A 16,533-nucleotide genomic window follows, 5' to 3' on the forward strand; every position below is an offset into this window, starting at 1 on the left:
AAATTACTTTCATGTGGTTTGAAAACTCGATCTCGAAATGATTTATGAGTTTCACAACCCATTCGAACGTGACCCTTTCGAGGAGTACCGCATGACGCCTTCCTTCGGCTATTGGCTGCTGGTCTATGCCGCCGTCGCCATCATCGCTTTGATCGTGCTGATCGCCCGTTACCGGCTCAATCCGTTCATTGTTATCACCCTGATTTCCATCGGTCTGGCGCTGGTGGCGGGCATGCCGCCATCCGGTGTGGTGGGCGCGTATGAGGCCGGGGTGGGCAAGACGCTGGGGCACATTGCGCTGGTGGTAGCGCTGGGGACGATGCTCGGCAAGATGATGGCCGAGTCCGGCGGTGCCGAGCAGATGGCGCGCACGTTGATCGACAAATTCGGCGAGAAAAACGCGCACTGGGCGATGGTCTGCATCGCGTTTCTGGTGGGGCTGCCGCTGTTCTTCGAAGTCGGTTTCGTGTTGCTGGTGCCGATTGCCTTCACCGTGGCGCGGCGGGTCGGCGTGTCGATTCTGATGGTCGGCCTGCCGATGGTTGCAGGCTTGTCGGTGGTGCACGCGCTGGTGCCGCCGCACCCGGCGGCGATGCTCGCGGTGCAGGTCTATCAGGCGTCGGTCGGGCAGACGCTGCTGTATGCGATTGCCATCGGCATTCCGACGGCGATTATCGCCGGTCCCCTGTACGCCAAATTCATCGTCCCGCGTATTCAGTTGCCGGCGGATAACCCGCTGGAGAAACAATTTCTCGACCGTGAACCGCGCGACAAACTGCCGGGTTTCGGCATCACCATGGCGACCATTCTGTTGCCCGTGGTGTTGATGCTGATTGGCGGTTGGGCCAACCTGATTTCCACGCCGGGCAGCGGTTTCAATCAATTCCTGTTGTTCATCGGCAACTCGGTGATTGCGCTGTTGCTGGCAACGTTACTGAGCTTCTGGACGCTGGGGATTGCCCAGGGTTTCAACCGCGAATCGATCCTCAAATTCACCAATGAATGCCTGGCGCCCACCGCCAGCATCACCTTGTTGGTCGGCGCCGGCGGCGGCTTGAACCGGATTCTGGTGGACGCAGGCGTGACCGATCAGATTGTCGGCCTCGCCCACGAATTCCACCTGTCGCCGCTGATCATGGGCTGGCTGTTTGCGGCGCTGATGCGCGTTGCCACTGGCTCGGCAACCGTGGCGATGACCACCGCGTCTGGCGTGGTCGCGCCCGTCGCCATCGGTCTGGGTTATCCACATCCTGAATTGTTGGTGCTGGCGACCGGCGCCGGGTCGGTTATCTTTTCCCACGTCAACGACGGCGGCTTCTGGTTGATCAAGGAATACTTCAACATGACGGTCGCGCAGACGTTCAAGACCTGGACCGTGCTCGAGACGTTGATCTCGCTGGTCGCTTTCGGTCTGACCGTCGGCCTTTCCTACCTGCTGTAACCGGAGCCCGCCGCCATGGACATCCTCTACCAGATCCGCGCCCGCCAGGATTCCTTCAGCGCCGGCGAAGGCCGCATCGCCCGACTGATGCTCGACGACGTTGGCTTTGCCGCCTCCGCCAGCCTCGAAGATCTGGCGCAACGGGCCGAAGTCAGCACCGCCACACTGTCGCGATTCGCCCGCACCGTCGGCTGTCGTGACCTGCGCGATCTGCGTCTGCAACTGGCCCAGGCCAGCGGCGTCGGCAGTCGCTTTCTAGACCCGGCGGGCACGCCTGAGCAGTCGGCGTTTTATGGGCAGATTGTCGGCGATATCGAAACCACACTGCGTCAGCATCTCGCTGGATTCGACGAATCACGCTTCGCCGACGCGGTGAAATTGCTCGGCCAGGCGCGGATGATTCACGCGTTTGGCATGGGCGGTTGCTCGACCCTGTGCAGCGATGAATTGCAGGTGCGGCTGGTGCGCCTCGGCTACCCGATCGCGGTGTGTCACGACGCGGTGATGATGCGCGTCACCGCTGCCAGCCTGAACGCCGAGCAAGTATTGATCGTCTGCTCGCTGACCGGGATCACCCCCGAACTGCTGGAAACCGTCGAACTGGCGCGCAACTACGGCGCACGCATCCTCGCCATCACCCGCGCCGACTCGCCACTGGCCGAACTGGCCGACATCGTCCTGCCGCTGCAAGGCGCAGAAACCTCGTTCATCTACAAACCGACGGCGGCGCGCTACGGCATGTTGCTCGCCATCGACGTGCTCGCCACCGAGTTGGCGCTGGTCAATCCTGAAGACAATCAAGAGCGTCTGCGGCGGATCAAACTCGCCCTCGACGAATACCGTGGCGGCGACGATCACCTGCCACTGGGAGACTGACATGCAATACGACACGCTGATTCGCAATGCCCTGATCATCGACGGCAGCAACACGCCCGGTTACCGCGCCGACGTGGCGATTCTCAATGGTCGCATCGAGCGAATCGGCGACTTGCACGACGCCACCGCCAGCGAACAAATCGACGCCGCCGGCCGCGTGCTGGCGCCGGGTTTTATCGACGTACACACCCATGACGACACCGTGGTCATCCGCCAACCCGAGATGCTGCCCAAGCTTAGCCAAGGCGTGACCACGGTGATTGTCGGCAACTGCGGAATCAGCGCCTCACCGGTCAGTTTGAAAGGCAATCCGCCGGACCCGATGAACCTGCTCGGCACTGCCGCAGCGTTCGTTTATCCACGCTTCAGCGATTACCGCGCGGCGGTCGAAGCGGCCAATACCACGTTGAACGTGGCCGCGTTGATTGGGCACACGGCACTGCGCAGCAATCACCTCGACGATTTGTTTCGCACCGCAACGGCGGAAGAAATCAGCGCCATGCGCGAGCAGTTACGCGAAAGCCTTGAGGCCGGTGCGCTTGGGTTATCCACAGGCCTGGCCTACGCCAGCGCCTACAACGCTTCCACCGATGAAGTCATGCAACTGACCGAAGAGCTCACGGCATTCGGCGCGGTTTACACGACCCACCTACGCAGCGAATTTGCACCAGTGCTGGAGGCAATGGACGAGGCGTTTCGCATCGGAAAACACGCACAGTCACCGGTGATCATTTCCCACCTCAAGTGTGCCGGAGTCGGTAACTGGGGGCGCAGTCCGCAGTTGCTTGCATCGCTGGAAGAGGCGGCGAAAACTCACCCGGTGGGCTGCGATTGCTATCCCTACGCGGCGAGTTCATCGACGCTGGATCTGAAGCAAGTCACCGACGCCCACCGCATCACCATCACTTGGTCGACGCCGCATCCGGAAGTCAGCGGCCGCGACCTGATCGACATCGCCGCCGAATGGAACCTGCCGCTGCTCGACGCCGCCAAACGCCTGCAACCGGCGGGTGCGGTGTATTACGGCATGGACGAGGCCGATGTACGAAGAATCCTCGCGCATCCGTTGTCGATGGTCGGCTCTGACGGACTACCGGAAGACCCGTTCCCGCATCCACGTTTGTGGGGCGCTTTCCCACGGGTGCTCGGACATTTCAGTCGCGACGTCGGGCTGTTTCCGCTGCACACCGCCGTGCACAAGATGACCGGTCTGTCGGCCGCGCGATTCGGGCTGAAGGAAAGGGGTGAGATTCGTGAAGGACATTGGGCGGATCTGGTGTTGTTTGATCCGGCGACGGTGCGTGATGTGGCGGATTTCAATGACCCGCAACGCGCGGCACAGGGCATCGACGGCGTTTGGGTCAACGGCGTTTTGAGTTATCGCGACGGAAAGGCAAATGGCCGAAGGGAAGGGCGTTTTCTTGCGCGGCAGGGCGATTTGCGTGACGGCTTTTGTTGAAGTTTCGCGCAGTGCGTCACAGTAGTGGCACATTGCAATTAAAGAAAGCCATCAACAAGCCGAATTGCTGACATCAAGCCCAGCTAAACTCTTGGGCCAACCAGTCAGGGAGCACCCCATGAGCTTCGGCAAAACCACCCCGATCCTGCGGATTTTCGATGAAGCCAAAGCCGTAGAATTCTACGTCGACTTCCTCGGGTTCAAGATCGACTGGCAGCATCGTTTCGAAGCGAACTACCCGTTGTATCTGCAGGTGTCGCGGGGTGAGTGTGTGTTGCATCTTTCCGAGCACCATGGTGATGCGACGCCGGGGTCGGCATTGCGGATTGAGACCGATGAGCTGGAGGCGTTTCAGCAGCAATTGGTGGCCAAGGACTACAAATTCTCGCACCCGCAAATTCAGGCGATGCCATGGGGCAGCCAGGACATGACCATTGCTGATCCGTTTGGCAATCGGTTGGTGTTTACCAATGCGATCAGCGTCTGAGCTGGAAAAACCCCTCACCCTAGCCCTCTCCCGGAGGGAGAGGGGACTGATTGGGGGATGCTTGAGAAGTACGCCGACCTGAAAGTGATTGACCGAATCCATAATCGACCGGGGCGTTCAGGTCGATGTACAGCGCAAGACACCTCGGTCGGCCCCCTCTCCCTCCGGGAGAGGGCTGGGGTGAGGGCCGCTGCCAAACCCGTTCTGCCTGACAGCGGGTTTTTCCGTTACTCGGTCGGCACTAACTTATCCAGCACTCGATTGACCGCCAACTCGGCCAGCATCACCACCTGAGCGATGCCTTGCAGGGTCTTGCGGTGCGTGCCTTCAACCATCGCGACATGGTTGTGCAGCAACACGATGGCCGAGCCGAGGGTTTCACTGGCGTCCGCGATCAGGGATTCGGTGTTGGCCTCGGGGTGTGCCATGTACAGGGCGTTGGGTTTGTAGGGCGCAGCCATGATGGCGGCGGTCGGTGGGCCGAGATAGTGGTCGAGGGCACGTTCGGCGGCGTCGTGGAATTTCTTTGAATCGGGCGATTCGTAAGGAGAGCCCGGGTCGGTGACCGGCGGGTTAGGCGTTGGTTTGAACATAAGCTGTGTTCCCTTCATTGAGCCCCAACCCTTTGCTACTAAACGAAGGGGTGGCAGCTGTACGCAGGTTAGTAGACCGGGGAACTCAGCTTAAGCCGGCGCGCCGAAGCGCCCTACGTACAGCCACCATAAAACTCAGGTACGCAAGCACCTGTGATGAATGTACGACCAAGCGAATTACCTCGGGCTACTAAACCCGATCACTGGAAATCAGTGACGGACTCAAGTTACCGATGGGCTCCGGGGCGCACAAGCCGGCGGATTCTGGCGTAGGCGTAGGCAGCGGCGCAAGGATTTGTAGGCTTTCGGGCGTAACACTGAGTGTCTTTAAACGGCTAGGGTGGAATGGGTTTATTGCGCTACAGAGATTGAGGATTTGCCTGTCGGAATACGGGCGGCGAAGAGGCCCGCACAGTCACCCCCGATGCGTCTGCCGAAACTCCCCCGGCGGCATCCCCCGCCGGCTCTTGAACGTGCGATGAAACGAGCGCGGTTCGGTAAACCCCAGATACTGCGCAATGTCCTGGATGGGCAGGTTGCTGTTGAGCAAGTAATGCTCAGCCAGTTCCTGACGCAGATCATCAAGAATCTGCTGATACGACGTCCCCGCCTGCTGCAACTGACGCTGCAACGTACGCACTGACACTTTGAGCTGCCCGGCCACTTGCTCCTTGCGCGGCAAACCCTCCTTGAGCAACTGACGCAGGATGTTTTTCACTCGCTGCGCAAGCGACGCGTCCTCCAGCGTCGCCATCAACCCCATCGCATGCTCCTCAAGCGTGCGCAGCAATTGCGCATCGGCCTGGCGCAACGGCAATTGCAGATACGCCATCGGCACAATCAGCGCCGAATAAGGCTGATCGAACAAAACTGGACAACCGAAAAACGCTTCGTACTGCGCCAACGTCGTCTCGGCCGGGCGCGAATGTTCCAGCCAGACAGCGGCAGGCGACACCTGCGTATCAGCAATCCAGCGCGCATAGTGCAACCACGAACCGAGCACGTTTTCCACCAGATGCCGGCGAATCCGTGGGCGCTGATAACGGCAGCTCCAGATCAGATGCACATGGCCGTCCTGCACCTCGGCGCGACTCACGCCCATGTCGCCCACCAGTTTTTCGAACGGCATGATCCGGCTCATGGCATCGCCCAGCGTCGCGCAGTTCATGGTGATGTAACCCAACACGCTCCAGGAATTGGGCAACACAAATTTCGCCGCGTTAAGCCCGAACAACGGATCACCCGAGTGTTCGCAGAAATAATCGAGCAACTTTTCATGCGCCTCACCCGGCAAACGCAGGGTGTTGTCACTCAACTGCTGCGCCTGCAACCCGGCCGCCGCTAACGCAGGCTCAATGGCCATACCCAAATGCTCGGCGTGGCGCAGGTATTTGAGCAGCGGCGGAACGGAGGTGAAGCCAAGCGATTGCATGATCGTCATTCCTGGATCAAGGCGCGCGTGAGCGGATGAGTGCCTTGAAAGGTAGTTGCAAACCATGGCTGAAGTAAATTCCCAGCGTGGAATGCGGTGAGGCTGCTATGCGCCGCCGGGAAGATTGCCGGATTTGAGCATGATGGGATGTGCTAGCCTGCAATCAATGATTTCATTGATTGCAGGGGGCGTTATGGCCAGCATCACGATTCGAAACCTCGACGAGAAGCTCAAGGAACAGTTGCGCATCACTGCTGCTCATAACGGACATTCCATGGAGGAAGAGGCTCGCCTGATTCTGGGCAGAGCCTTGGCGACGGTTGATCGCGCCGGTGGACTTGGCAGCCGTATACGCAACAGATTCAGCGATGTGGACGCAGTGGAACTGGAACTGCCAAAGCGTTCAGAGAAAGCCACCGGGGTGGATTTTTCTGAATGAGAGTGCTCGATACCAATGTTCTTTCAGAGTTTATGCGAGCCGAGCCTGCAGCTCGGGTACTTGATTGGGTGGATGCGCAGCCAGCGATGGATCTGGCAATCAGCGCCGTCACCGTGGCAGAAATCCTCCACGGCATCGCACGCCTGCCTTCTGGCAAGCGCAAGCAAAAACTTGAGGCGCATGCCATGGCCATGTTCGAAGAGGACTTCGCCGGGCGCATTTTGCCGTTCGATGCTCACGCCGCCGTCGAATACGCGACACTGGTTGCTGATTGCGAAGCAAAGGGCCGCGCGGTGTCCATGGCTGATGCGCAAATAGCTGCAATTTGCCGAACTCACGGCGCCTCCATTGCCACTCGTAATGTGAAGGATTTTGCGTTCAGCGGTGTTGAAGTCATCGATCCGTGGGCTAGCTGACGGCTTCTGTTGCTGTTCAATAGCGCTCACAAAAAAGCCCGCTATCACACCCAATGGGTTTGGTAGCGGGCTTTTCAGTTGCCGGCCAAGTCAGACGCGGAAGTGGCTCACCATCTGCTGCAACTGACCACCCAATCGCGCCAGTTCAACACTGGACGCTGCGGTTTCATCACTGGCGGCGGCGGTTTGTTCAGACACGTCGCGCACGTTGATGATGCTGCGGCTGATCTCTTCGGCCACGGCGCTTTGCTGTTCGGCAGCGGCGGCGATCTGCTGGTTCATCGACTGGATGTTCGACACCGTGCGGGTGATGTTTTCCAGGGAGACGCCGGCCTTGCGGGTCAGGGCGACGCTGCTGTCGGTCAGGGCGCGGCTGTTGTTCATCACGGCCGAGACTTGCTGGGTGCCGTTTTGCAGACCGGCGACCAGGCCTTCGATTTCTTCGGTGGATTTCTGGGTACGCTGGGCCAGGCCACGGACTTCGTCGGCGACCACGGCAAAACCACGACCGGCTTCACCGGCACGCGCCGCTTCAATGGCCGCGTTGAGCGCCAGCAGGTTGGTCTGTTCAGCAACAGCCTTGATCACGTCCATGACGCTGCCGATCTTGTCGCTTTCCTGTTGCAGCACGCTCATGGCTTCGGTGGAACGCGCCACTTCGCTGGCCAGACGCTCGATCTGGGCAATGGCTTCATTCACAACCTTGTCGCCTTCACGGGCTTCGCCGTCAGCGGCCGCTGCGGCTTGCGAGGCTTCTTCGGCGTTGCGCGCGACTTCCTGCACGGTGGCGGTCATCTCGTGCATGGCGGTGGCGACCTGATCGGTCTCGACCTTCTGGCTGTTCACGCCGGCACTGGTCTGTTCGGTCACGGCCGACAGTTCTTCAGCCGCGCTGGCGATCTGGGTGACGCCGTCGCGGATACCGCTGATCAGGTCGCGCAGGGTCACGCCCATGCGGGCGATGCCTTGTTGCAGCACGCCGAGTTCGTCGCGGCGGGTGACGACCACGTTCTGCGACAGGTCGCCGCTGGCGATGCGCTCGACCACGGCCAGGGTTTCTTGCAGCGGACGGGTGATCTGACGGGTGATGATCACGGCGGCAATCACACCGACCAGCAGGGCCAGCAGGGTGCTGATCAACTGGAAGGTGCGCGCCTGGGCGCTTTCGATGTCACGACGGTCAAGCTGGATCTGGTACAGCTGCTCGCTCAGGCTCACGATGGTGGTGCCCTGATCGGTCATTTCCTTACGTGCCTGCACGGCTTCGCTGTTGGCGTTTTTGTACGCCATCAACGCGCTGCGATAGTTGGTCAATGCCGTTTCCAACTGACGCAGAGCGTCTTGCTGGGTATCGGCGAAGCGCACGTTCAGTTGCTTGAGGCTGGCGATTGCCACGTCGATCTGGCCGATGGCTTTCTGCTCGGTTTCGGCATTGGTGGTGGCGGTGTAGCCACGCACTTCATAGCGCGCGAGGATGAATGCTTCCTTGGCGGCGGTGATGGCCTGGAACTGTTCGAAACGCTGCTCGCTCAAGTCCATCTGCTGGATGCGCTTGCTGATCGACTCGATCAGGTTGTAAGCGGCGTCGGCGTTGGTACCCATGACGTCGCGGGCGCTGTTACCGGTGCGGTAGGCGTTGCGCATTTTGTTCAGGGACGTCTGGTACTCGGCGATGGTCGCCGCCTGCGCCTTGAGCAGTTTGACGTTTTCCGGGCTCTTGAATTTGCTGATCAGCGCCTGCTGCTGTGCGGCGAAGCTTTCAAGGGTGGTCTGCACATTCTGCGCGGCGGTTTCGTCGCCGTTGGTCAGCATGTATTGCAGGCGCACCACGCGCAGTTTGGTCAGGCCAGAGTTCAACTGGGTGATGTCGCTCATCCAGTTGCTGCGGTCAATCAGGCCGCCCAGGCTCGTCCAGCCGGTCAGGGCCAGGACGCAGGTCAGTGCCAGGACAAGGCCGAAGCCCAGCCCCAATTTCATGTTCACGCTGATGTTGCCGAACCAGCTATTCATCACAATTCCTCCAGGAACGTTGTGCTTCTTGATCGTCGGTCAGGCTGGAAGATTGTTGTTTTTTTGAGCCAGCAAGGGTGTTAGCAGGTTTGTATCGGCCGCAAACCCGAGAGCTGAAAGGATTTTGTCCGACAGAATTTGTAACAAGCTCATCCCAAGATTTTTTTCACAAGGGTTTCACCGGCTGCTTACGCGGACATCTGTAGCTTCGCCGCATCGAATGACAAGTGATGGCGGCTTTTCTGTGGAATTGAGACTGAGTCTGTTCGGCGTCAAGCGCTCGGTTGACCTGAGTGGTTTTGCGCGCTTTCGCAACACCTGGGTGGTGCTCGCAGCATCGATACTGGTGCTGCCGCTGACCTTATGGCTGCTGGCTCCGGCGGCGGTACCGGATCTGGCCCACGGCAATGTCGCCGGTGCGCAGGCGTTGGCGGCAGGGTGGGCCAAGGGTGACATGATCGTGCTGGTGCGCCATGTCGAGCGTTGCGATCACTCCAAGGCTCCGTGTCTGAGCGGCCATGACGGCATCACCGACCGCTCGCGCAGCGCGGCAGTGAGCGTCGGCGCACAGTTCGAGCATTTGGGCCTGAACAACGCCGACATCTATAACAGCCCGGTAATGCGTACCGTGCAAACCGCCGGTTACATGTTCAACCATGCCGCCAGCGGCGAAGACTGGCTGATCAACTGCAAGGGCCGCATGTTGCAGGACGCACTCGCCCACAAGATCCCCGGTCGCAACCTGATTCTGGTGACCCACAGTGAATGCATGGCACAACTGGAAAAAGACCTGAAAGTACCGACGTCCAATCTGGGTTACGGCGCTTCACTGTTTGTTTCCGCTGCCAGCCCGGCGGCTCCCAAAATGCTCGGCTTTATTGAAGCCTCCGACTGGCGCACGGTGACCACCCGATGAAATCACGTTTTTACGCTTACAACTTCGGCATCCCGCTGGTCTGCGCGGCGCTGGTATTCCTGATGTTCGACATGACCAAAATCGATATCGCCTTCAGCAATCTGCTATTCGATCCGCTGACCCAGAGCTTCCCGCTCGACAAGATTCACTTCTTTGAAAAGCTCACCCACAAGTGGGCGCGGATCATTCCGAACTGGACTGCCGAAATTGCCCTCATCGGCGCGATGCTGTCGATGGTCTGGCCGTTGGTCAATCCACAGAAACGCCCGCGACTCGGCGCGTTTCTGGAACGCAGTAAAGTCGCGCCAGTGCTGCGATTTGCCGCTGATCATCGTAGGGATTTTCTGTTTGTTGTCGTTGCTTTCGCGGTGTGTACCGGGGTGATCCATTTCCTCAAATCCCACACCAGCGTTTACTGCCCGATCGAGACAACGTTGTATGGCGGCAAAATGGCCCACATCGAGTGGTACAGCAATTTCCAGCTGTTCCACGAAGCGGGTAGTGGCCGCTGCTGGCCGGGCGGACATGCATCCGGCGGTTTCACCATGCTGGCGTTGTATTTCGTGGGGCGCCGTTACCAGTGGCGTTTTTCCAGTGCGCTGTTGTGGGGCTCGTTGTTGCTTGGTTTCGTCTACGGCACGACGCGGGTTCTGCAGGGGTGGCACTACATGTCCCACACGTTCTGGGCCGGAATCTTTGTGTGGCTGGCATGTTTGCTGACGGCGCTGGCGTTTTATGGGCGGGCACGGTTGCAGGTACCGGTGTTGCACAAGCCTCAGCCGCCTGATTACGCCGCCAAGCCGCTATCTGATGGGCTTCAGTCGCTGACGAAGTAATACGCCTGGCGCCCGACCATCAGGGTCTTGAGCACTTTGAGCGGTGCGGCGGGAATGCTGTCACCGGCCATCACCACTACGTTCGCAGGCGCGGCCGCGAGAAACTCCCTCAGTTGCGCGTCGGTGTCCAAGCCCCTTAGCACCTGTTGGGTGTAGAAAACGCTGGCGCCGCCGACCCGTTCATTGGCTTGAAACAATGCGACCTGATGCCCTTCGGCTTGCAGCGTCTGAATGTGTTCGGTCAGCGGCAGGAACGACAGTTTTTTATCGGCATGGGGCAGCGCCCACTGCGCGGCGGCGAGATAACTGGCGATCACAAGGGTCAGTACACCGGCGCCCAGTGCCTGACGATGACGGGCGATTCTTCCGATAAATCGTTTGGTGCTTTCGTACTCTTTCAATCGCTCGAACAACACGCCCGCATACTCCGCAGCGATCACAGCCGCCGCCGGTGTCATCGACATCAGGTACACCGTGCGCTTGCTTGAGGCCAGGGTGAGCATGATGAATTGCGCAATTATCCACAGGCTGAAAAACAGCAGGTAACGATTGGTCTTCAACTGTTTACGGAAATGCCACAGCCCCAGGTACACCAGAACGTTCCACGGCAGGAACGCTTCGGGCAGTTTGGCCAGGTAGTAATAGAACGGCTCATAGTGCCCGGCCTCGACGAACGATCCGCTGAAGCGACCGACGCTGTTGGTCAGCAACACTTCTTTTACCGTTTGCACACCGCCGTGTTGATAAAGAACGACGAGCCAGATCAGCAGTGGAATCAGCCCTGCCAAGGTGAGCAATCCCGGGCGCAGCCAGTCGCCGATCTTCAGACGTCTGTCGATCAGGTTATCGGCCAGCAGATAAGCAAAAATCACCACCCCCGGCATGGCTAGTCCCAGCACACCTTTGCTCAAGGTGGCGATGGCAATCCCGACGACAAACAGCAGCGAATTGCCCGCAGTTGATGCGCGTTGCGCCTGGAAAAACGCCAGCAGCGCTGCCGTCACGCCGAGCGCCAGCAGCGCGTCCTCGCCAACCCCACGCACGTTGCTCCAGTAACTGGCCATCGTCGCCAGCAGAATCCCGGCCGTCCACGCGATGGCTTTCGGCCGTTCAAAGCGGCGCAGCATGCCGTACAGCAACATTACGCTGAGCAACCCGGCCACCGCCGACGCCAGCCGCACCGCCCACGGCGAAACGCCGAATACGCGCATCGCGCCGGCATCCAGCCATAAGCTCAGCGGTGGTTTTTCCAGAAACGGCTCGCCGAACAGACGGGGCGTCACCCAGTCATTGTCCAGATGCATCTCCATGGCGATCCCGGCGACGCGGGCTTCGGTGGAGCCTTGCAATTGATGGTTGCCCAGCGCGAAGAAAAACAGCAGGGCAGCAAGCAGAAACAGCGAAGTGGCGGCACGCGACATGGGTATCAGGCAACCGGAAGGGGCGGGAGGCCTGAGCATAAACCGCCATTGCTGAACAAATTGTGAACATCACCCCAGACGGCGCGACCAACGCTGATCTGGCGCTTCGAATGCCGGATTGACCAGCGCCGTCAGCACATGATCCTGCCAGCGCCCGGCAATGTTCAGATACGCCTTGGCATAGCCTTCCCGTTCGAAGCCCAGTCGCTCCAGCAATCGTGCGCTGCGCTCGTTGCCGGGAACGTAATTGGCCATGATCCGGTGCAGGTTCTGGGTATCGAACATGTAGCCGATGCCAGCCTCCAGGCCTTCCTGCATCAAGCCTTGGCCCTGATGCCCTTCATCAATGTGATAGCCCAGATAACACGCCTGAAACGCCCCGCGAATGATGCCGCTGAAATTGCACGCGCCGATCATCTGCTGGCCGTCCGGCGTCAGCAGGGCGAAATGCATGGCCAGCCCGGCTTCAAAGGCGCTGGCCTGGATGTCGAGGCGGCGGCGAATCTGTGCCGTGGAAAAGTAGTCGGTGGTGCGGATTGGCGACCACGGCGCGAGGTGGCGCTGGTTGCGTTGGTAGAAATCACTTTCCAGCTCTGCTTGCTCCGGAGCAAGTATCGCCAGCGTCAGGCGTTGGCAGGGCAAAGTCAGCAGCGGCATCGGGCGCTCCGGTGGGCGAGAAGATTGCTGGCAGGTTCGCGCAATACCCAGGGTTCGGCAAGTGATGGAGAGTGGGGGGACGTTGAATGCCAGGCAAAAAAAAGCCCGCGGGAGAGCCGCGGGCGAACCGTAGTTTCTTGAATGAGCGAGTGGACTGTACAGCTTCGGCTGAACAGCGGCAGTGAAGAAAAATTCATCTCGATGGACCGCTTCGATGCCGCTGCCGGCCTGTACAGACTTCGTGGGTCAGTGGCGAACTTCAGGGGTGGGCGAGTCAGGCGATCCCTGTTGAGCAACCTGATCCCGTGCCCGGCAGATCACGATTTCGGCCAGCGCACTCAATTGCTTCATGACCACAGCGACATGGCGCTTGGAACCATCGAATTCGTCGGCAAAGTTTGCACTGATGTCCACAAGGGACTCGAGCAGATCGCTGGCATGCGTGAGCAGGGTCAATGTGTCGACATCGTCGCGCACGCTGAGCATCTGCTTGAGGGGAACGGTGCGGCGGCGTTTGCGTGGGTTCGAACCGGTGGTGCCGGGTTGTTGTTGCGGGCCGGAAATTTGCGCATCGGCAGGTACCGGTCCAACAAGCGTAAGTCGGGTGATTTTTTTCATGACGTGGCTCCGTGGAGTGAACAATCTCTGCGGGGGCGGTCTGTCAAACCGTCCGCTGGAGGGCAGCGAGTCGTGGAGGGTAGCGCCCTGAAAATCGGTTCACCAGTTCATGAAAGTCGACGCGTGTTGAGGGAAATTTCCTAGGACGTGGAATGTAGGAAGCGAAAGTCGCTGGCTAACCACGTCCGGGAGGTTTTTCAGTACTCCGAGACTTTATCCTCGCGCAAGACCCATCCCGCTTCACCCTGTATCAACTTGTATTGAATCTGTCGCATCTTCCCTGTTCGCCCTGCGTTGGCATCCGCGCTGTCGTACACCGGAAAGCGCTGCACCAGCGTATTTTCCACCACCGAGAATGAATCCTCGCCCTGATAGCCCTCGGCTGTTTTCGGGTTGTCGCTGACCGGTGGCAGGTAGATTTCGCTGAGGGATTTTTTGTTGTTGGCCGAGTAGGCGATCAATTCGCCCGGCATGCTGCGCCCGGGAGGACGTGTGAATACGTAGATCTCGGGGGAGCCGTCGTTATTCAGATCGGCGACTTCGGCGCGCACGATGTTGCCGTTGAGCGGGCGGGTGATCGTCGAGTTATCGATTTCCAGCCCTTTAGGCTCGATGCGCAAGGCGGGTTTGCCGTCGACCTCATCCGCTTTCACATGAAAGTCGATGCCCTGCAACGTCAGGTTCTTGTCGAAGGATTGGCTGTTCTCCACAGCGTCGCCATTGGCGAGAACCAGGGAAATTTCGTAATTGGCCACTTCATCGCGCCGTGCCGCATTGCGCATGAGATAGATCTGAACCGTGTATTCGCTATCGGCGGGCAGCGAGCCAGTGAAGTGATTGCCCATGATCGAGCTGTTGAACAGGGCGTAATCAGCGCCTTTGGCGGTGACGTTGAAGTTGGCGGAATTGTTGGAGGTTTTAAAACCTACCGTCAGGATCTGCCCAGCCTTGGCGTTGAGCGTGTACTCGGCCGTTTTATAGCCCTTGATCGACTGTTTGAATTGCACGCTGCCATAGCCGCTTTTGTAGACGACTGGCTGGATCCTTGGAGGGTTCTCGCTGTTGGCTGCGTGGGCAGACAGTGAAACGAGGGCCGCCAGTGCGGCGCCGAGCCAGATATTCATGAGTGTCCTTGGGGTAAGGGCCTGGGTGCCTCGAAGGATAGTTCCACAGGCGCGCCCCCGTCCAACCGCACCTTTGCTTAAATCTCGGTGGATTTCAGGGGGTGTTTGACGTGAGTCACTCATCCGATTGGCCCGGCGATGAGGCGACAGTCAGGGGCGCATCGGCTGTTCACATAATTCTTACGCAAGCAAAGCTATGATGTTCGGGCATGTGCATTGGGCCAGACAGGGCGGCTCCATTATGAATTTGAATGTTCTCTACGCGTTGGCGGCTGCGGCATTGTTCGGCGCCAGCACGCCACTCGCCAAGCTTTTGGGGGTGGAGACAAACCCCGTCCTGTTGGCCGGGCTGCTCTATCTGGGAAGTGGTCTGGGGCTGGGCGTTGTTCGTGTTGTTCGCGATCGAGCGTGGCAGCGTTCAGGGCTAACGGCAGAGGAGTGGCCATGGCTGATCGGTGCCATCGTCTTTGGCGGTGTACTGGCGCCGACCGCCCTGATGTTCGGTCTGACTCGAACGACCGGGGCCACAGCCTCGCTGATGCTCAATCTTGAGTCGGTGCTGACGGCGGTGCTGGCGTGGGTGGTGTTCAAGGAAAATGCTGATCGCCGGATCGTGCTCGGCATGATCGCGATTGTCCTGGGCGGTGTCGTGCTGGCATGGCCACAAGAGACGGCGACGGCCCATGACTGGACGGGGCCGCTGGCGGTGGCTTTCGCTTGTTTGTGTTGGGCGATCGATAACAATCTGACCCGTAAAGTCTCGGCCTCGGACGCGCTGTTTATCGCCGGCAGCAAAGGTCTGGCGGCCGGTGTGGTCAATTGCTCTCTGGCATTGGTCATCGGCATGCAACTGCCTGCTGCGGGCTCATTGGTCTCAATCATGCTGGTGGGATTTCTCGGCTACGGTGTCAGCCTGGTGCTGTTCGTTCTCGCCCTTCGCGGACTGGGCAGCGCTCGCACGGGCGCGTACTTTTCCACGGCGCCGTTTCTCGGCGCGGTTATTTCGATCATGGTGCTGGGCGAGTCGGTATCGCTGATGTTCGCACTCGCGGCAGCGCTGATGGCCTTCGGTGTGTGGGTTCACCTGATGGAAAACCATACACACGAGCATCAGCATGAACCGCTAGAGCACGACCATCGCCATACCCACGACGAGCATCACCAGCATGAACATGACTTTGCGTGGGACGGCACCGAGCCGCACAGTCATCCGCATGGGCATACTCCGATAAGCCACAGCCATGCACATTTTCCCGATGTTCATCATCGGCATCGGCATTGATTAGCTGAAACGAGAGGGGGAGTTTTGATTTTTGGGACGCTGCGAACTGAGTTGTCTAGGCCCCAGATGCGACAAAGCCCGCACTGGGCGGGCCTTGTCGTTGAGAGTTGGTGGAGCCGGGGGGATTTGAACCCCCGTCCGCCAGTACTCCGCTGTCGGTACTACATGCGTAGCCGTGTCTATTAAGTTAACCCTCAGCGACCCGACGGGCAGGGTGCTTTGGGCGAGTTGTGTAAGTTTTAGCCGCTTCGTCCACAACGTACTGCACGGCGATTCTGTTCTATATGACAATCATTTTGGGTTTACAGACATCCCCTGATGATTGCTGGACCCGAAGGTACCAGAAGGGAAGGCTAAGGCTGCTTACGCAGCGAGAGCGTATTCCCCGTAGGTTTCGTCATTGGCAACTATAAGAAGTTGCAACAGTGGATTTACGAGTTCTGTTACCAACTCGGCATGCACCTAAAGTTTCGCAACCGGCGTCGAATCCTAAACGGCCCCGAACTCATTGCTCAGTACATCTTGG

The 16,533-nt window shown here is 59.2% G+C and carries 16 protein-coding genes, 1 other RNA gene and 1 pseudogene; 9 read left to right on the forward strand and 9 right to left on the reverse strand.

Annotation, left to right across the window (positions count from 1 at the left end; genetic code table 11):
* Nucleotides 1–91: 91 nt before the first annotated feature.
* The 4 genes from ACA043_RS03605 to ACA043_RS03620 all read left to right on the forward strand — a co-directional run bounded on the left by ACA043_RS03605 (nucleotide 92) and on the right by ACA043_RS03620 (nucleotide 4,263).
* Nucleotides 92–1,441 (forward strand): GntP family permease, encoded by a 1,350-nt coding sequence (locus ACA043_RS03605; protein ID WP_401270467.1) that lies wholly within the window; start codon nucleotides 92–94, stop codon nucleotides 1,439–1,441.
* 15 nt (nucleotides 1,442–1,456) lie between these two features.
* Nucleotides 1,457–2,317: a MurR/RpiR family transcriptional regulator gene (locus ACA043_RS03610; protein WP_489881296.1), complete on the forward strand. Its 861-nt coding sequence runs from the start codon at nucleotides 1,457–1,459 to the stop codon at nucleotides 2,315–2,317.
* Nucleotide 2,318: 1 nt separating this feature from the next.
* A complete protein-coding gene (locus ACA043_RS03615) occupies nucleotides 2,319–3,776 on the forward strand; it encodes an N-acyl-D-amino-acid deacylase family protein (RefSeq protein ID WP_497658634.1) in 1,458 nt (485 codons plus the stop codon).
* A 118-nt stretch (nucleotides 3,777–3,894) separates the two neighbouring features.
* Nucleotides 3,895–4,263, forward strand: a complete 369-nt coding sequence (locus tag ACA043_RS03620) for a glyoxalase superfamily protein (protein ID WP_187676623.1) — start codon at nucleotides 3,895–3,897, stop codon at nucleotides 4,261–4,263.
* A 227-nt stretch (nucleotides 4,264–4,490) separates the two neighbouring features.
* On the opposite strand, the gene ACA043_RS03625 is transcribed toward ACA043_RS03620, so the two are convergent.
* Nucleotides 4,491–4,856, reverse strand: a complete 366-nt coding sequence (locus ACA043_RS03625) for a DUF6124 family protein (RefSeq protein WP_187676624.1) — start codon at nucleotides 4,854–4,856, stop codon at nucleotides 4,491–4,493.
* Nucleotides 4,857–5,271: 415 nt separating this feature from the next.
* Nucleotides 5,272–6,288, reverse strand: a complete 1,017-nt coding sequence (gene gliR / locus ACA043_RS03630; protein WP_497658635.1) for an AraC family transcriptional regulator GliR — start codon at nucleotides 6,286–6,288, stop codon at nucleotides 5,272–5,274.
* A 193-nt stretch (nucleotides 6,289–6,481) separates the two neighbouring features.
* Here gliR and ACA043_RS03635 point away from each other — a divergent pair, with 193 nt between their 5' ends.
* The gene (locus ACA043_RS03635) at nucleotides 6,482–6,727 is read left to right on the forward strand and encodes a FitA-like ribbon-helix-helix domain-containing protein (RefSeq protein WP_401270478.1); all 246 of its coding nucleotides are present in this window, start codon (nucleotides 6,482–6,484) and stop codon (nucleotides 6,725–6,727) included.
* Nucleotides 6,724–7,143, forward strand: a complete 420-nt coding sequence (locus ACA043_RS03640; RefSeq protein WP_497658636.1) for a type II toxin-antitoxin system VapC family toxin — start codon at nucleotides 6,724–6,726, stop codon at nucleotides 7,141–7,143. The genes ACA043_RS03635 and ACA043_RS03640 overlap by 4 nt, the downstream gene beginning before the upstream one ends.
* A 90-nt stretch (nucleotides 7,144–7,233) precedes the next feature.
* Here ACA043_RS03640 and ACA043_RS03645 read toward each other — a convergent pair whose 3' ends face one another.
* The gene (locus tag ACA043_RS03645; protein ID WP_401270513.1) at nucleotides 7,234–8,097 is read right to left on the reverse strand and encodes a methyl-accepting chemotaxis protein; all 864 of its coding nucleotides are present in this window, start codon (nucleotides 8,095–8,097) and stop codon (nucleotides 7,234–7,236) included.
* Nucleotides 8,092–9,153, reverse strand: a pseudogene (locus tag ACA043_RS03650) (methyl-accepting chemotaxis protein); the annotation flags it as partial. The gene ACA043_RS03645 and the pseudogene ACA043_RS03650, both read right to left, overlap by 6 nt.
* Before the next feature lie 244 nt (nucleotides 9,154–9,397).
* Here ACA043_RS03650 and pmrG point away from each other — a divergent pair.
* Together pmrG and ACA043_RS03660 are read left to right on the forward strand one after the other, a co-directional pair.
* Nucleotides 9,398–10,069, forward strand: coding sequence for a lipopolysaccharide core heptose(II)-phosphate phosphatase PmrG (gene pmrG / locus ACA043_RS03655; RefSeq protein ID WP_497658637.1), 672 nt, complete (start codon nucleotides 9,398–9,400; stop codon nucleotides 10,067–10,069).
* Nucleotides 10,066–10,905: a phosphatase PAP2 family protein gene (locus tag ACA043_RS03660; RefSeq protein ID WP_497658638.1), complete on the forward strand. Its 840-nt coding sequence runs from the start codon at nucleotides 10,066–10,068 to the stop codon at nucleotides 10,903–10,905. The genes pmrG and ACA043_RS03660 overlap by 4 nt, the downstream gene beginning before the upstream one ends.
* Here ACA043_RS03660 and ACA043_RS03665 read toward each other — a convergent pair.
* The 4 genes from ACA043_RS03665 to ACA043_RS03680 form a co-directional block, all read right to left on the reverse strand.
* Complete coding sequence (locus ACA043_RS03665; RefSeq protein WP_497658639.1) at nucleotides 10,887–12,326, reverse strand: ArnT family glycosyltransferase; 1,440 nt, start codon at nucleotides 12,324–12,326, stop codon at nucleotides 10,887–10,889. The genes ACA043_RS03660 and ACA043_RS03665 overlap by 19 nt on opposite strands.
* Nucleotides 12,327–12,395: 69 nt before the next feature.
* Entirely contained in the window at nucleotides 12,396–12,983 is a 588-nt protein-coding gene (gene rimJ, locus ACA043_RS03670) for a ribosomal protein S5-alanine N-acetyltransferase (RefSeq protein ID WP_497658640.1), read from the reverse strand.
* 246 nt (nucleotides 12,984–13,229) lie between these two features.
* The gene (locus ACA043_RS03675; protein WP_187676633.1) at nucleotides 13,230–13,601 is read right to left on the reverse strand and encodes a DUF6124 family protein; all 372 of its coding nucleotides are present in this window, start codon (nucleotides 13,599–13,601) and stop codon (nucleotides 13,230–13,232) included.
* Between the two features lie 197 nt (nucleotides 13,602–13,798).
* Nucleotides 13,799–14,725, reverse strand: coding sequence for a hypothetical protein (locus ACA043_RS03680; RefSeq protein WP_497658641.1), 927 nt, complete (start codon nucleotides 14,723–14,725; stop codon nucleotides 13,799–13,801).
* 241 nt (nucleotides 14,726–14,966) lie between these two features.
* On the opposite strand from ACA043_RS03680, the gene ACA043_RS03685 reads away from it, so the two are divergent.
* On the forward strand, nucleotides 14,967–16,007 hold the full coding sequence (locus ACA043_RS03685) for a DMT family transporter (protein WP_497658642.1): 1,041 nt from the start codon (nucleotides 14,967–14,969) through the stop codon (nucleotides 16,005–16,007).
* Between the two features lie 108 nt (nucleotides 16,008–16,115).
* Here the strand turns inward: ACA043_RS03685 and ssrA are convergent.
* Nucleotides 16,116–16,508: a transfer-messenger RNA gene (gene ssrA, locus ACA043_RS03690) on the reverse strand.
* Nucleotides 16,509–16,533: the final 25 nt, after the last annotated feature.

The sequence above is a fragment of the Pseudomonas sp. LBUM1648 genome (genome assembly GCF_059716145.1).

What these genes read in the sequence shown, in the direction of transcription:
- ACA043_RS03605 (WP_401270467.1), top strand. Translation starts at nt 92, where the DNA reads ATGACGCCTTCCTTCGGCTATTGGCTGCTGGTCTATGCCGCCGTCGCC.
- ACA043_RS03610 (WP_489881296.1), top strand. Translation starts at nt 1,457, where the DNA reads ATGGACATCCTCTACCAGATCCGCGCCCGCCAGGATTCCTTCAGCGCC.
- ACA043_RS03615 (WP_497658634.1), top strand. Translation starts at nt 2,319, where the DNA reads ATGCAATACGACACGCTGATTCGCAATGCCCTGATCATCGACGGCAGC.
- ACA043_RS03620 (WP_187676623.1), top strand. Translation starts at nt 3,895, where the DNA reads ATGAGCTTCGGCAAAACCACCCCGATCCTGCGGATTTTCGATGAAGCC.
- ACA043_RS03625 (WP_187676624.1), bottom strand. Translation starts at nt 4,856, where the DNA reads ATGTTCAAACCAACGCCTAACCCGCCGGTCACCGACCCGGGCTCTCCT.
- gliR (WP_497658635.1), bottom strand. Translation starts at nt 6,288, where the DNA reads ATGCAATCGCTTGGCTTCACCTCCGTTCCGCCGCTGCTCAAATACCTG.
- ACA043_RS03635 (WP_401270478.1), top strand. Translation starts at nt 6,482, where the DNA reads ATGGCCAGCATCACGATTCGAAACCTCGACGAGAAGCTCAAGGAACAG.
- ACA043_RS03640 (WP_497658636.1), top strand. Translation starts at nt 6,724, where the DNA reads ATGAGAGTGCTCGATACCAATGTTCTTTCAGAGTTTATGCGAGCCGAG.
- ACA043_RS03645 (WP_401270513.1), bottom strand. Translation starts at nt 8,097, where the DNA reads ATGGGCGTGACCCTGCGCGACCTGATCAGCGGTATCCGCGACGGCGTC.
- ACA043_RS03660 (WP_497658638.1), top strand. Translation starts at nt 10,066, where the DNA reads ATGAAATCACGTTTTTACGCTTACAACTTCGGCATCCCGCTGGTCTGC.
- ACA043_RS03665 (WP_497658639.1), bottom strand. Translation starts at nt 12,326, where the DNA reads ATGTCGCGTGCCGCCACTTCGCTGTTTCTGCTTGCTGCCCTGCTGTTT.
- rimJ (WP_497658640.1), bottom strand. Translation starts at nt 12,983, where the DNA reads ATGCCGCTGCTGACTTTGCCCTGCCAACGCCTGACGCTGGCGATACTT.
- ACA043_RS03675 (WP_187676633.1), bottom strand. Translation starts at nt 13,601, where the DNA reads ATGAAAAAAATCACCCGACTTACGCTTGTTGGACCGGTACCTGCCGAT.
- ACA043_RS03680 (WP_497658641.1), bottom strand. Translation starts at nt 14,725, where the DNA reads ATGAATATCTGGCTCGGCGCCGCACTGGCGGCCCTCGTTTCACTGTCT.
- ACA043_RS03685 (WP_497658642.1), top strand. Translation starts at nt 14,967, where the DNA reads ATGAATTTGAATGTTCTCTACGCGTTGGCGGCTGCGGCATTGTTCGGC.